The 13,482-nt window shown below is 37.9% G+C and carries 15 protein-coding genes; 3 read left to right on the forward strand and 12 right to left on the reverse strand.

Translation table 11 applies throughout. From position 1 onward, the window contains the following. Positions 1-158: 158 nt before the first annotated feature. The 4 genes from dctP to CEF19_RS06275 all read right to left on the reverse strand — a co-directional run bounded on the left by dctP (position 159) and on the right by CEF19_RS06275 (position 4,958). Positions 159-1,268, reverse strand: coding sequence for a TRAP transporter substrate-binding protein DctP (dctP, locus tag CEF19_RS06260; RefSeq protein ID WP_100405291.1), 1,110 nt, complete (start codon positions 1,266-1,268; stop codon positions 159-161). 35 nt (positions 1,269-1,303) lie between these two features. Continuing rightward, entirely contained in the window at positions 1,304-2,581 is a 1,278-nt protein-coding gene (locus CEF19_RS06265) for a TRAP transporter large permease (protein ID WP_100405292.1), read from the reverse strand. Positions 2,582-2,608: 27 nt separating this feature from the next. Continuing rightward, on the reverse strand, positions 2,609-3,145 hold the full coding sequence (locus CEF19_RS06270) for a TRAP transporter small permease (RefSeq protein ID WP_100405293.1): 537 nt from the start codon (positions 3,143-3,145) through the stop codon (positions 2,609-2,611). A 319-nt stretch (positions 3,146-3,464) separates the two neighbouring features. Further along, on the reverse strand, positions 3,465-4,958 hold the full coding sequence (locus CEF19_RS06275) for a leucyl aminopeptidase (RefSeq protein WP_100405294.1): 1,494 nt from the start codon (positions 4,956-4,958) through the stop codon (positions 3,465-3,467). Positions 4,959-5,081: 123 nt separating this feature from the next. Here CEF19_RS06275 and CEF19_RS06280 point away from each other — a divergent pair, with 123 nt between their 5' ends. Next, positions 5,082-5,558, forward strand: coding sequence for a divergent PAP2 family protein (locus CEF19_RS06280; RefSeq protein ID WP_100405295.1), 477 nt, complete (start codon positions 5,082-5,084; stop codon positions 5,556-5,558). 72 nt (positions 5,559-5,630) lie between these two features. Here CEF19_RS06280 and CEF19_RS06285 read toward each other — a convergent pair whose 3' ends face one another. The 3 genes from CEF19_RS06285 to CEF19_RS06295 form a co-directional block, all read right to left on the reverse strand. Further along, entirely contained in the window at positions 5,631-6,335 is a 705-nt protein-coding gene (locus CEF19_RS06285) for a 3D domain-containing protein (protein WP_100405296.1), read from the reverse strand. A 283-nt stretch (positions 6,336-6,618) separates the two neighbouring features. Further along, complete coding sequence (locus CEF19_RS06290; protein ID WP_100405297.1) at positions 6,619-6,936, reverse strand: YuiB family protein; 318 nt, start codon at positions 6,934-6,936, stop codon at positions 6,619-6,621. 181 nt (positions 6,937-7,117) lie between these two features. Further along, positions 7,118-8,323, reverse strand: coding sequence for an NAD(P)/FAD-dependent oxidoreductase (locus CEF19_RS06295; protein ID WP_100405298.1), 1,206 nt, complete (start codon positions 8,321-8,323; stop codon positions 7,118-7,120). 367 nt (positions 8,324-8,690) lie between these two features. On the opposite strand from CEF19_RS06295, the gene CEF19_RS06300 reads away from it, so the two are divergent. Beyond that, positions 8,691-9,683 (forward strand): NAD(P)/FAD-dependent oxidoreductase, encoded by a 993-nt coding sequence (locus CEF19_RS06300; RefSeq protein ID WP_100405299.1) that lies wholly within the window; start codon positions 8,691-8,693, stop codon positions 9,681-9,683. A gap of 72 nt (positions 9,684-9,755) precedes the next feature. Here the strand turns inward: CEF19_RS06300 and CEF19_RS06305 are convergent, their stop codons facing one another. Beyond that, positions 9,756-10,109, reverse strand: coding sequence for a HesB/IscA family protein (locus CEF19_RS06305; RefSeq protein ID WP_100405300.1), 354 nt, complete (start codon positions 10,107-10,109; stop codon positions 9,756-9,758). An 83-nt stretch (positions 10,110-10,192) separates the two neighbouring features. Next, positions 10,193-10,393, reverse strand: coding sequence for an aspartyl-phosphate phosphatase Spo0E family protein (locus CEF19_RS06310; protein WP_100405301.1), 201 nt, complete (start codon positions 10,391-10,393; stop codon positions 10,193-10,195). Positions 10,394-10,718: 325 nt separating this feature from the next. Here CEF19_RS06310 and mqnE point away from each other — a divergent pair, with 325 nt between their 5' ends. Further along, entirely contained in the window at positions 10,719-11,813 is a 1,095-nt protein-coding gene (gene mqnE, locus CEF19_RS06315; RefSeq protein ID WP_100405302.1) for an aminofutalosine synthase MqnE, read from the forward strand. Positions 11,814-11,929: 116 nt separating this feature from the next. On the opposite strand, the gene dapF is transcribed toward mqnE, so the two are convergent. The 3 genes from dapF to CEF19_RS06330 form a co-directional block, all read right to left on the reverse strand. Beyond that, positions 11,930-12,787 carry a diaminopimelate epimerase gene (dapF, locus tag CEF19_RS06320; RefSeq protein ID WP_157801071.1) on the reverse strand — a complete coding sequence of 286 codons (858 nt, stop codon included), beginning with the start codon at positions 12,785-12,787 and terminating at the stop codon, positions 11,930-11,932. A gap of 6 nt (positions 12,788-12,793) precedes the next feature. Then, positions 12,794-13,033 (reverse strand): hypothetical protein, encoded by a 240-nt coding sequence (locus tag CEF19_RS06325; RefSeq protein WP_100405304.1) that lies wholly within the window; start codon positions 13,031-13,033, stop codon positions 12,794-12,796. 65 nt (positions 13,034-13,098) lie between these two features. Further along, positions 13,099-13,335, reverse strand: coding sequence for a YuzB family protein (locus tag CEF19_RS06330; protein WP_100405305.1), 237 nt, complete (start codon positions 13,333-13,335; stop codon positions 13,099-13,101). Between the last annotated feature and the right edge of the window lie 147 nt (positions 13,336-13,482).

Here is a 13,482-nt window from a genome sequence, read left to right on the forward strand (position 1 = left end):
AGTACCCTCTTTGCAATGATCGCAGCCGTTGCTTCATTAGAAAAGCCCCGCTATGAGTGATTTTCTCATAGCAGGGCTTTTCTATTTAATCAGGGTACTGAAAAATGTAAAAACACCTTTTCCAATACCTTCAATTGGAGGCTTATTCTTAGAATATCTTATTCTTGTAGAGCAGCAATTTCCTCTTCAAGAAGTTCTAAAATTTCTCGACCTTTTTCATCTACAACATCATTTCTAAAGTATTCACGTACTTCCAATGCTTTTTCACGGAATGCTTCACGCTCTTCTTCAGTCAATTCAATTACTGCTGTAGGATTCTCTGTATCTTCTGCAATCCTCTCAAGAGCCCCATCGTTCAACTCAGTCTGTAATTCAAACACACGCTCTTGCATTTCTGCTACTGTTTCATCAACAATCGCGCGAATGTCTTCTGGTAACTCATGATAGAATGTTGGATTTACTGTTGTCATCGCTACATAGTTGTTATGATTTGAAACAGTTAAATGATCTTGAACTTCGTGGAAAGATGCACCTTCAATGAAGAAGATAGGGTTTTCTTGACCTTCTACAGTACCACGGTCAAGTGAAGTATAAAGCTCACCCCAATCCATTGGTGTAGGGTCAGCACCATATGCTTCATAAGATCTCATAATAAGAGGAGACTCTTGTGTTCTAATTTTGAACCCTTCAAAATCTGCAGGTGTACGTAACTCTCTATCACCTGTCCACTGCATCGCTCCTTCAGTCCAGTAAGCAAGTGGCAAAATACTTTCAGCTTCATACAATTCTGATAAATGTGTATTAAGAGCTTCACTCGTATTTAAAATTTCTTGTGTTACAGCTAAATCATCTGGTAATAAAAATTGTAAAGCAAAGACTTGACCTGCTGTTACCATTCCGCCAGTAAATCCTGGAGAAACAACCGCAAATTCAATCATCCCTTGCTGTAATTGCTCAATTTGGTCTACAGAACCACCTAATGTACCATATTCAAAAACTGTCATATCAATACGACCGTCTGACTTTTCTTTAAGAAGCTCAGCAAATTCCACAGCATATTCGTATTGAACATCTCCTGGATATTCCTCAGTGACAATGTCCCAGCTATACGTTTCTTCCTCAGCAGCAGGTTCGCTAGTACCACCATTTTCATTTGGTTCTGATACCTCATCTGTTTCTGCTTCTTCACCACCACCACATGCAGCTAAAGCTACTGTAAGTGCACTTGCTAGAGTTAGAGCTTTCCAACTTCTTTTCTTAAATAACATCAAATACCCCCTATAATTTTCTATTTTAAGAATAATCACATCCACCTTAATAGGAAGAGCGAAATATCCTCAAATAATATAACTAACACCCCTACAAAGACCAACATAATGATATAGGGTGGTGTTCCTCTAATTACATCTAAATACGATTTACCGAACACTGCGCTCGCTGTAAAGATATCTACACCAAATGGCGGGGTAGCGGAACCGAGCGCAGCTTGGAACGTTATAACAACGCCCAAATGAATCGGGTCAACGCCCGCTTGCATCGCAATCGGATAAAAGATCGGTGTTAAGATTAAGATTACGACAATAGGATCAACGAACATACACCCTATAAAGAAAAAGATAGCAACTATAAATAACACTTGTAACGCGGTTGGATCCGCGCCTAACACGGCCTCAGATAACATTTGCGGTATTCGTGCACGAGCAATCAAATAGGAAAACGCTTGCCCCGCTGCAACGAGAATAAAAACAGCTGATGTCACTAAACCTGTTGAAAGAGCAATAGTTGGTACTTCTTTTAATTTAATGGAACGGAATATTAATACTTCAAGAATCAAAGCATACAAAACGGAGATTCCCGCTGCTTCAGTTGGACTAAAATATCCCGTGTAAATACCACCAATAATGATAACAGGAAAGCCTAGTGGAAGAAGGGCTTTTACTGTTGCACGCCACCGTTCTTTCCAGCTATGTTTTTTAGCCAACGGAATATTATAAATTTTCGCATGAATAAAACTATAAGTAGCAAACATTAAAAAGATTAACACCCCTGGGCCAATACCAGCTATAAATAAATCTCCTACTGAGACATTTTGAGCTGCTAACCCGTAGATAATCATCCCAATGCTTGGAGGAATCAGTAAAGCAATATCACTTGCATTAATAATTAAAGCAATTGCGCTTGAATCCTTGTAACCAACCGATAAAAGTTTTTTTCGCATCGGCTTTCCAACAGCCACCACAGTAGCTTGTGTTGATCCAGATATTGACCCAAAAAGCGTACATGCAGCAGCTGTGGTGATGGCGTAACCGCCTCTCATATGTCCAATAAAAGAGCCAACAAAGTCCAATAATCGCTGTGACGTTTTTCCTGTCGACATAATATCAGCTGCAAAAATAAACAGCGGAACAGCGAGTAGGACATAAGATGATATTCCACCCATCATTTGTTGGACAAGGACCATCGGATTTATGTTTGTCATAAAGACTGTTATGACGACTACCGAAGCTGCGAGCATAGGAATCATCATTGGAAAGCCTAGAGCAAGAAGCACAATCATGATTGTTAACATCGTAGCTATCATTTTCATTCCTCGCAGTCTTTTAAATTATTATGAGTAGTCCTTTTTATCTTGAGCTAAGTACACTTCTTTTTCTCTAATATTCACCCACATATTACGTAAAAACTGAAGACCTCCAAGTCCAAAGCCAATCGGAACGAAGAACGCCAAGTAATAAGCATACATCTCCATAGCTGTAGTTTTTCTCTTAGATTCATATAACGAGATGAAATATTCATAGGCAAAATACATCAGTATGAAGAGAACAATAGCTGTTAAAAATGGAATAACTATTGCTAAAGCCTTTCGAATCTTGTACGGAGCTAAATCGAAAAATGCGGACATGCTAATATGTCTTCCCTTTCTCGCAGCGTAGCTGATTCCCATAAACGTCGCAACAGTCACAGCAAACGTACTCATTTCTTGTGGAGAGAATGACTGTCCGAACAGAGAGGTCCAACTTTTTCCAAATATTGCACGACTCAATACATTACCAACAATCATAATAGCAATGAGAATAATCGAATAGCTTAATATATGTTCTTCTAGTTTCATTAATCCACGATCTAGTACTCTCAAAACTTTCATTGCTATACTCCCTTCACTATTCATTTTTGAAAAAGAAAAGGCAAAAAAAGATGACTACATAAAAGCTTACTGGAAATTAACCCCTATCACAAACGCCATTTGAAAGCTTATTTCTTGTTCAACTCTGAAAAAACAGGCTCAGTTTATTTCAAATGGCAAATCTGTCCTTATCCTCCTGACTCCGCTCAGATATTCCATAATCCTACGAACGAGTCGAAAAAACAAAGGTTTAGCCTGTGACAAATGTCTTACATATGTATCTGCTTTTATTTCCAGCTGAATATAGAGTCACTTCTATAATAGAAATGACTCTTATTAACTAGATTCCTTCAAATTTGATTGCTAGGTTCGCTATCGTTCGAACCATTACGCCAGTTCCACCAATAGGACCAAGGTTGTTTTCTTTTGTTTGCCATGCCGTTCCCGCGATATCAAGATGGACCCACGGGGTTCCTTCCGCAAATTCACCGATAAATAACCCTGCTGTTATGCTGCCTGCTAATCGACCTGGCGCATTATTTAAGTCAGCTACGTCACTTGTCCTTAACATCTCATGGTAAGGTTTATAGGTTGGAAACTCCCAAACCCACTCACCCGTTTCCAAAGATGCTTTCATAACTTTGCTCATCAATTCCTGATTATTTGTTACCGCCCCAGTAGTACAATCACCCAGAGCTACAGAAACAGCACCCGTTAATGTGGCAACATCAATCAAGTAATTTGCTCCTAATTGCTTTGCATAAGTCATACCATCCGCCAAAATCAAGCGTCCTTCTGCATCAGTATTACGTACTTCAATCGTCTTTCCGTTCATCGAACGAATGACATCACCTGGCTTTAATGCAGATCCATTCAGTAAATTTTCCGATGCCGGAATAACAGCAAGCACATTTACAGTTGGTTTTAATGTGCCGATCACGTTCATCGCACCTAGTACCGCTGCTGCGCCCCCCATGTCCATCTTCATTTGGTGTAAATTCTCTCGGGATTTAATTGAAATACCACCAGAATCAAACGTCAGACCCTTTCCTACCAATCCTAATACATTGGTCCATTCTTCCTTTCCCTGATATTTTAATACGATCATTTTAGGCGCTTGGTCACTCCCAGCTGCGACAGCAAGGAGCGCTCCCATCCCTATTTGCTCCATTTCAGCTTTTTCAATAATATCAATTTCAAATTCATGATTTCTTGCAAGTATACTAGCTTCATCAGCTAAATCTGATGGGGTTAATAGATTCCCCGGCCGGTTCACTAAATCTCTTGCATAATTAGTACTTATACCCGAAACAAATCCTTTTTCTGCATCATTTTTACAGTCAGTTGACGTATACATCGTAATGTCTGATAAGAACATTTCTACCTCATTAGACTTTTCTTTGTAGTCAAACACTTTGTAGCTACTTAAAGCTATTGACTCACCCAAAATAAAAGCCAGAGTCGCTTCAAAATCCTTTTCCCGACAAAAACTCTCAAAAACAATAGCCATTCTACTAACCCGGTCCTGTTTCACTTGTTTCCCTACTATGGCAAACAATTCACGTAACTCGTTCGACTCCTCTACAGAGAGTTGTTTTTCTCCTAATCCAACAAAGTAGAGAACCTTTGTGGATAACCGACCCAAGGTGTATATCTTTGTTAACTCTCCACGTTTTGTTAACTTTCTGTTTTTCTTGCGTAGTTCTGATAACTCACCATTAAAAATTTCGTCAATTTTTAAAAAAGTTTCTGAATCTACTCCTTTTTCACTTATTCCTACAACGAGTACCTCATGATGAGTATGCTGATTAAATCTGGTTTTAATCTCAAACATGAAACTCCTCCTCTCTTGTTTTCAGTTACTTCTTTTAGAAAGACTTTCTTATCTATGGTATAATAAGTGAAAATATAATGGACTATATAGTTGGGTTATTTTAGAAAGGACGTAATTATAGATATGGAACTTTTTCAAAACTTCCCTCTCTGGGCTTCACTCTTTGCCATTGTATTTGCTCAATTCATTAAGATTCCTTTAGCATTTATTGCTACTCGTAAATTGGACTGGACGTTATTTACGAGTACTGGTGGTATGCCAAGTTCTCACTCTGCTGCTGTTACTTCTCTGGCTACCTCAGTTGCGTTTGAACACGGGTTAGATTCAACCCTATTTGCAGTCTCTGCTGTTTTTGGAATCATTGTTATGTTTGACGCAACTGGCGTACGACGTCATGCAGGATATCATGCAACGATGATAAACCAGCTAGCGTCTGATTTCAACAAAATTGTAAAAGAGATGAAGAACTGGCCTAAAAAGGAAGAAGATGAAAAGCTAAAAGAATTAAAAACACTTCTTGGCCATCAGCCAATAGAAGTTTTTTTCGGAGCATTACTTGGTATCATCCTCACATTGGTATTGCATATAATCATTCATTAAGCAAGACCGTACTTTTAATAGGTAAGAGACTAGTGAAAAAGGTAAAAACCAACCTTTTTCACTAGTCTCCTTTTAATCAATCAATTGTTCTCGAAAGACCTGAACAGCCTCAGCCTCATTTAATGCCATGAATTCTTCTTCCGATATACGTCCTTCGCCTTTTCTCACTAGAAATACTTCAAGTTCTTGTTTTCCCCATTTATCATAGACATCCCGCACAGATTCATAGTATAAATCAATTCGATTTCCCTTAATAGCAGACCCTGTATCAGCGACAACACCGTAACCATAACCCGGAATAAACAGTACTGAACCAATTGGATACACGGTGGGGTCTGCAGCAATAGTTGAATACAAATCGCGACGCACCTGTACTCCGGAGTAAGTAATCCCATAACTTGGGTGGTCTGGTCTCTTTCCTGTCGATTCAAACCCAGCTGTATATCCAGTCGCTACAACTTTATTTGATGGATATTTTGTCCAATCTACTGCTTCTTCTAGAGGAAGGGGGTTTGATTCAACCACTTCATAGGACATTGATAACTCGTTTGTTTGATAGCTCGGTAAACTTCTTCTTGAAAATGACGTTTTTTTATACGTCATATGTTTTGCTATATTTATTTCTGTATCCTTGGTGCTTTCACTCATTTTTTGGTACATCCAATCTTGGATACCCGAAGCACTTACCCCAGAAATAGTCTGAAATGTTGTAAAAAAAGCAACTCCTACTAAACAACTCATAATTATTCTTCGACTCAAGGTTTTTAGAATTTCCAAATCCTTCACTCCCCTCACTTTGTAATCATCTCCAATGTGAGGGAAACTTATTCAAAACAAAGAAGGGAATATTCTGAATTTTATTTTCCTACTTGCAATCTAAATAAAAAAGGATACCTCGAAAGGCATTTTAACCTTTAGAGATACCCCAAATATTTCACATGCCCACTTAGTTATCGACACTAAGAGTAATTGCTTCCTAAGCCTTATTAGCGTCTGTTCAAAAAGGAAAAGACCGCCTCAGTTTATACGAAACTCTATTAAATAAAGAGAAGCATCACTATTAGAACATTTGATATCCTCTAACCCGAAGCATTTTAATGACAATTCCTGATATGATTGCTCCTACAAAACCACTAAATAAAATAACCATATCAACAAGCTTTAAAGCAAATAAATCAGATCCTAATTGAGAAAAAGACATTGCTGGATTTATCACATAATCAATCATACGAACATTGTCTACAATCACAATGATAATAATCGGATAAAAAACAGCCATAATCCAGGTCGAACGAAGCACCATGTTCAGCAAAAATCCAATTCCAAAAAATAAGATAAGGAACAGGATAATTGAAATTAATAATTGTGGTATACTCACTTGCTTGCACCCCCATATGATAGTTAGTTTACTGAAAGAGAAGCAAGCCAGTCAACTAGAGGAGTAAACCCTTTGTGGCAAATACGTGAAAAGGGTGTCCAAAAAGGTTATTTTTTGACCTTTTCGGACACCCTTGAGAAATAACGTAACCTTGAATAACGTCATTGTCTATAAATAAACCTTAAAATGGGTTCTTTCCTTTTTTCAACACTAGTGCTGGTCCACCTAATAAAAATAAATAGCGATTATCAATCATTTTCTTCATAAAGTTCGCAGAAGTACCGAAAAGTTTTCTTGAACCAACAACACCAATTGCTTGCTTGCCTCCTAATGAAGCAACCGTTCCCTTGATATCAGGCTTAAACGTTTTAAGGGATCCGCCACCTTTAATTAATAGCTTAATATTATGAGCACAGGTGTCTGCCATTTGCATAGCAATTTGTGCAGTTGGTGGGTATGGACGGTTGATTTCTTCATTAATTAGTAACGCACAGTCACCAATGATGAAAATATCTTCATGACCAGGTGCTCTTAAATCTGGGTCTACTTTGATACGTCCTCTCATGGCTTCAAACCCAGACTTTTCAATGATCGAACTTCCCCGCACACCGGTTGCCCATACTACTGTTTCTGACTTAATTTCGTCTCCGCTCGCAAGAAGGACACCTGTTTCTGTCACTTCTTTAATAGGACAGTTGATTTTAAATTCAACGCCACGACTCTCAAGTAGATTCATCGCATATTCAACAAGCTCAGGGTCAAATCCTGGTAATGCTGTTGGAGCTGCTTCAATCACGTACATCTTAACTTTTTCTCGCGGAATATCATAACGATTACATAACTCTGGCACACGTTCAGATAATTCACCGATAAACTCAATCCCTGTAAATCCGGCACCTGCTACGATAAATGTAAGAAGTTCGTCACGACTTGCTTCCTCTGTATTATTATACTTCGCAAACATATACTCAATATGATCTTTTACTTGACGAGCCCCGTTAACAGTCCATTTACTGAAGGCAAACTCGTGTACTCCAGGTACACCAAACGTTTCCGGTTCAGAACCAAGACCTACGATTAAATAATCATACTCAAGTTCATTATTTTCAAGCACAACTTTCTTTTCTTCCCGCTTAATTTCAACAACGATGTCTTTAATAAATTTAATTCTGTTAAAATCTAACACACTTTTAATATCCATCCGTGTTTTTTCTGCAGATAACGTCCCAGCTGCTGGCTCGTGCAACCATGTAGTTTGATAGTGGTAGTCATGTTTGTTAACTAACGTAATATTAACTTCGTTATGACCAAGTTCTTTCGTTAGTCTAGTGGCTGCAATCATTCCGCCGTAACCTGCACCCAAAATGACAATATTCGGCTTCTTCATTTCATCACTTCCATTTTCATTAGATTATAAATCTTACATATCAACAAGAACCTTGTCAGATATCCTTGTGATCTTTTTCACGAATAATGGCATAAATAGTCCTGACATAAAATATATAATATTTCCACGACACACAATTCTTATAATATGGCTTTTCTCTCAAATTTTCAACAATCTTTTTAAAAAAATATGGCAAAAGTGTGAATGGAATTGCATATCGAAACATAAATTCTTTATATTTCTTAATATAAACACATTTTTTAAAAATATCCAAAAAAGACTGTCAGTCATGTGCCAACTTTCATTTCAGCTAAATTTATGAGTATAATGAAGGAACAGTATTGACTAATTTCTGGGAGGCGTTTACATGAGTGAAGAACAGACAATGTATGACTTAACGATTATTGGGGGAGGTCCAACTGGCCTATTCGCTGCATTTTATGCTGGGATGAGACAAGCAAAAGTTAAAATCATCGAAAGTATGCCTCAGCTTGGTGGTCAACTTTCAGCACTTTACCCCGAAAAGTACATATATGATGTTGCTGGATTTCCAAAGGTAAAAGCTCAAGAATTGGTGGATTCACTTACTGAACAAGCTAATCAATTTAACCCAACTATTGTACTTGAACAATCTGTAAAAGAACTTACCAAGCAAGAAGACGAAAGCTTTATCATTGAAACGGACAAAGAGTCACATTATACTAAAGCCATTATTATTACAGCAGGCGCAGGCGCATTTCAACCCCGTCGACTTGAAGTTGACGGATCCAAAACGTATGAAGGAAAAAATCTACATTACTTTGTACAAGATTTAAGTATTTTTAAAGATAAAAAAGTCTTAATCTGTGGTGGTGGCGATTCAGCTCTTGACTGGTCTCTTATGATTGAGCCTATCGCCAAAGAAGTGACTCTTATTCACCGTCGTGATAAATTCAGAGCACATGAGCATAGTGTTAATCTCTTACAACAATCGAGTGTGAATGTGTTAACGCCATTTGAAATCACAGAATTACATGGGGACGAAGAGAATATCAATCAAGTTACCATTTCGGAAATAAAAAGTGATACAACAAAAACACTTGATATTGATGCAGTAATCGTAAATTTTGGCTTTGTTTCATCACTAGGTCCAATCAAAGAATGGGGCCTTGAAATTGAAAAGAACTCGATTATTGTTAATACTAAAATGGAAACAAACGTTAAAGGCATTTATGCCGCTGGCGATGTTTGCTCTTACGAAGGAAAAGTGAAGTTAATTGCTACAGGATTTGGCGAGGCACCAACTGCAGTTAATAATGCTAAAGCCTATATCGACCCCAAAGCGCGCTTGCATCCCGGTCATAGTACTAGCTTGTTTTAGGAGCGAAAAAAGCTTTTATAGTAGTCTTTTCCTCAAATAAAAAAGACAGCTCTACGGCTGTCTTTTTTATTTTTAGCAATCTTCTGGCGTTCCAGCATTTGTTGCTGTCCGGAATGAAGAACCGCAACCACATGACGCAATTGCATTTGGGTTTTCAATAGTGAATCCCCCGCCCATCATATTTTGTTTATAATCAATGACGACCCCATCTAAAACTGGTTCACTTTCCTTATCAATTAATACAGGTAATCCGTTAACATCCAGTTGATTATCTTCCTCATGCTTCTGGGTATCAAAGCCCATGCCGTAGGAAAGTCCACTACAACCGCCGCCTTTTACACCAACACGAAGCAATAAGTTATCCTCACCCTCTGCTTTCATCATCTCTCTAATATGATTAACCGCAGCATCTGTTATCGTAAGCATTATAATCACCCCTAATTCTATTCTAACTATCATTATACAGGTTGAATCCTTGAACCTCAAGGTGATTGCTTTTTTGCACTATTTCAGTACATAACTTGTTGCATCCAGGATTCCTTCTCCGTTACCTCCAACGTAAGAACAAGATTATGAGCACGATCTAATTCTTGACTATACTTTAAAACAAGAGGGTGAGACATGCCGTATTTTAAAGCAGCGATAGTCATCTTTTTTCGAAGATGTTCAATTTTCTCCATACAGGCTTCATACGTTAACATATTATTCATTGCCTCTCGTCCCCCTCAAAATATATTTCAATTTATCCCTCGGTCACTACACTAACAAAACTGTATTTTTATTACATTTTAATCAAAACAAGTAAAAATAGCAATTGTTTTTACTGCCTAGATAGCATTTTCGGATTATTATAATTTCCCAAAAAGTGCTCTTTCTTTTATTAAAGAAAGTCTGATAGTATAATAGATATGATTACGACATCGGTATGCGTCATTCCTTCTTAAACTTTCATAAAACATAATAATTCTGTACTTTTTTATCTTTATATTCGGATTTTGCATACCTTTATATACTTCCGATCGGGGGACAAATAATATGAGTATAATCTTAACAGATACAAAGCTCCAAGAAATTGCTAAAAAGGTTCAAACTGGTGAACGTTTAACCATTGAAGATGGTCTTTACTTGTATCAATCTCCAGACTTACTCGGAATAGCTCAATTGGCAAACCAAGTAAATATGAAGAAAAATGGGGACAATGTCTACTTTATTGAAAATATGTATATTAACCCTACAAACGTTTGTGAAGCGAATTGTGGCTTTTGCGGTTTCAAGCGTAAGCCAGGAGAAGAAGGCGCTTATACAATGGATAGTGAGGCTTTGCTTCAGTATGTAAAAGACCGTTGGAACGATAATATTCGTGAATTCCATATCGTTGGAGGTCATAATCCTGAGGTTCCCTTCGATTATTACTTAAACACGATTCGAACGTTAAAAGAACATTACCCCCATGTAACAATCAAAGCCTATACAGGGGCAGAAATTGAATTCTTTTCAAGAATTTCTGGCTTAAGCATGAAAGAGGTTCTGCAAGAGTTAATTAAAGCTGGACTTGACACCTTGCCTGGTGGGGGCGCTGAAATTCTGACAGAACGTTACCGTGCAAAGATGAGTCCAGATAAAGCCTCAACGGACCAATGGCTAGAGGCTCATGAACTAGCTCACGGATTAGGATTAAAGACACACGCAACAATGCTCTATGGCTCCATTGAAATGTTAGAGGAACGTCTGATTCATATGGATCGTTTGCGTCAGCTTCAAGACCGAACGAACGGTTTTATGGTGTTTATACCACTTGCTATGCAACCTAGAAGTGTCAACGCTAGTATAAAACGACGCACGACAGCTTATGATGATATGAGAACTATGGCTATCAGTCGTTTAATGCTAGATAACTTCGACCATATTAAAGCATATTGGATTAATATCGGTGTTCAATTGACACAAATGGCACTTTCGTTCGGGTCAAGCGATATTCATGGGACATTAATCGAAGAACGGATTTCCCATTCTGTAGGAGCTCTAACGTCACAAGGAATTACTCGTGACGAACTCGTTCATTTGATTAAAAGCGCAAATAAAGTTCCGGTTGAGCGTGACACTTTTTATAACGTTATAAAGACCTATTAAGAAATGTGTGGAGAGATTATCTTCTTCGAAAAGCTCAAATTCTCCATCTGAATAACAACTTCAAGAAATTTCAAAAGAAAAAGAGGGTGTAGCAACGGCTACACCCTCTTCATTAATTAGTTTCGTTCAAACACACCTTCACAGATAATTTCAGCAGCACCAGTCATTAAAACATCCCCGTCCTGCCTCCATTCAATTGTTAAGTCCCCACCTAATAAGTGGACAACTACTTTTTCATCTTTTTTTGAATAGCCGTTTAAGACCGCAGCTACAACAGCAGCACAAGCGCCTGTTCCACAGGCCTGAGTAATACCAGACCCTCTTTCCCAAACACGAAAATGAAGTTCATTTGCGCTGCTCATCTCAACAAATTCAACATTAATCCATTCTGGAAAACGTTGATGTTTTTCTAAAATCGGCCCAATCCTTGCAACTGGCGCTTCGGTAATATCATCAACAAACATAACCGCATGGGGATTCCCCATAGAAACGGCTGTTATTTCTAGTGTTTCACTTTCTACCTCAAACGCTTCCGAGACTACTTTATCAATCGCTTCGCCTAGCATCGGAATAGCTTTTCTTTCCAATCTAGGCTTCCCCATATTCACTGTAACACTTGTTACCCTCGAACCAGTTGTGAAAACAGAAGCTTCGACCAATCCTCCTAATGTTTCGATTTGAAACGTCGTGTCCGTTACATATTGATGCTCATAAGCAAACTTTGCCACGCAGCGTAAGCCGTTCCCACAATTTTTTGCTTCTGACCCATCGTTATTAAAGACACGCATCTTAACAGGAGCAATGTCAGAAGGACAAATAAGAATCATCCCATCCGAACCTATTCCTTTATTTTTGTCTGCTACCTCAATAGCAAGAGAGGGTAGTTTACTTTCTTCAAGTTTTTCTTTAAATAAATCAACATAAATATAACTATTTCCAAGACCATGCATTTTTGTAAATTTCAATTTCATGATTGTTCCTCACTTTCTCAACCGTTCTGTTGACCAAAAGTAATCATCATCGGCTTCCATGATTGTCATTTTACTATTACAACAAGGCATAATCAGTAAAGTTTTTATCCCTTCCTTTGCCCTTTTTAAATCACGGAGTTTCATATGTGTCAGGACGTAGTCACTCTCACAATATGGACAGCTATGAAAGTAAATATCATTATATTGTCTTTCGTAAGGCCATGTATTTTCAAATGGAATAATTCCCATCTTCTTCTCCCTTTCTTTAGCTTTTTATTCGAAAAAAAGCCTCTAGTCAATATCTAGAAGGCTTACTATATCAGCATATTTTCTTCTAAAAATTCATGAATGTTTTCAAGAAGGTCTTCATTGGTATCACCAGACACGTATTCCCCATTGACAAGTGCAAATGGTGTACGAGCACAGGTTCCACAACTTCCCAAACACCCATATTCTATAATATCTAGGTTCGGATCTTTTTCAAGTTCTTCCATCACCTTTTGAGTACCACTGGCTAAATTACTTAAGCAAAATTCTATAATAGGACGCATCATTTCACCTCAAATTTCTACATGTTCTATGCTACTCCTACAAATAATAGAAGTCAATGATCATCCCTATTTCTAGTAGCAACATATTAGGGTAGTGATTGAAAAAAAGTCAAAAAACCTTCACATAATTGTTGTTTATTCCTTTTC

Origin of the sequence: Bacillus solitudinis, from assembly GCF_002797395.1 — a bacterium.
GTDB classification, from domain to species: Bacteria; Bacillota; Bacilli; order Bacillales; family Bacillaceae_D; genus Halalkalibacter_A; species Halalkalibacter_A solitudinis.

Bases quoted from the DNA above. Each gene is read 5' to 3' on its own strand.
- CEF19_RS06295 (WP_100405298.1), bottom strand. From the start codon at position 8,323: ATGAAGAAGCCGAATATTGTCATTTTGGGTGCAGGTTACGGCGGAATG.
- CEF19_RS06310 (WP_100405301.1), bottom strand. From the start codon at position 10,393: ATGAATAATATGTTAACGTATGAAGCCTGTATGGAGAAAATTGAACAT.
- CEF19_RS06305 (WP_100405300.1), bottom strand. From the start codon at position 10,109: ATGCTTACGATAACAGATGCTGCGGTTAATCATATTAGAGAGATGATG.
- CEF19_RS06280 (WP_100405295.1), top strand. From the start codon at position 5,082: ATGGAACTTTTTCAAAACTTCCCTCTCTGGGCTTCACTCTTTGCCATT.
- CEF19_RS06300 (WP_100405299.1), top strand. From the start codon at position 8,691: ATGAGTGAAGAACAGACAATGTATGACTTAACGATTATTGGGGGAGGT.
- CEF19_RS06270 (WP_100405293.1), bottom strand. From the start codon at position 3,145: ATGAAAGTTTTGAGAGTACTAGATCGTGGATTAATGAAACTAGAAGAA.
- CEF19_RS06330 (WP_100405305.1), bottom strand. From the start codon at position 13,335: ATGCGTCCTATTATAGAATTTTGCTTAAGTAATTTAGCCAGTGGTACT.
- mqnE (WP_100405302.1), top strand. From the start codon at position 10,719: ATGAGTATAATCTTAACAGATACAAAGCTCCAAGAAATTGCTAAAAAG.
- CEF19_RS06265 (WP_100405292.1), bottom strand. From the start codon at position 2,581: ATGATAGCTACGATGTTAACAATCATGATTGTGCTTCTTGCTCTAGGC.
- dctP (WP_100405291.1), bottom strand. From the start codon at position 1,268: ATGTTATTTAAGAAAAGAAGTTGGAAAGCTCTAACTCTAGCAAGTGCA.
- CEF19_RS06275 (WP_100405294.1), bottom strand. From the start codon at position 4,958: ATGTTTGAGATTAAAACCAGATTTAATCAGCATACTCATCATGAGGTA.
- CEF19_RS06325 (WP_100405304.1), bottom strand. From the start codon at position 13,033: ATGGGAATTATTCCATTTGAAAATACATGGCCTTACGAAAGACAATAT.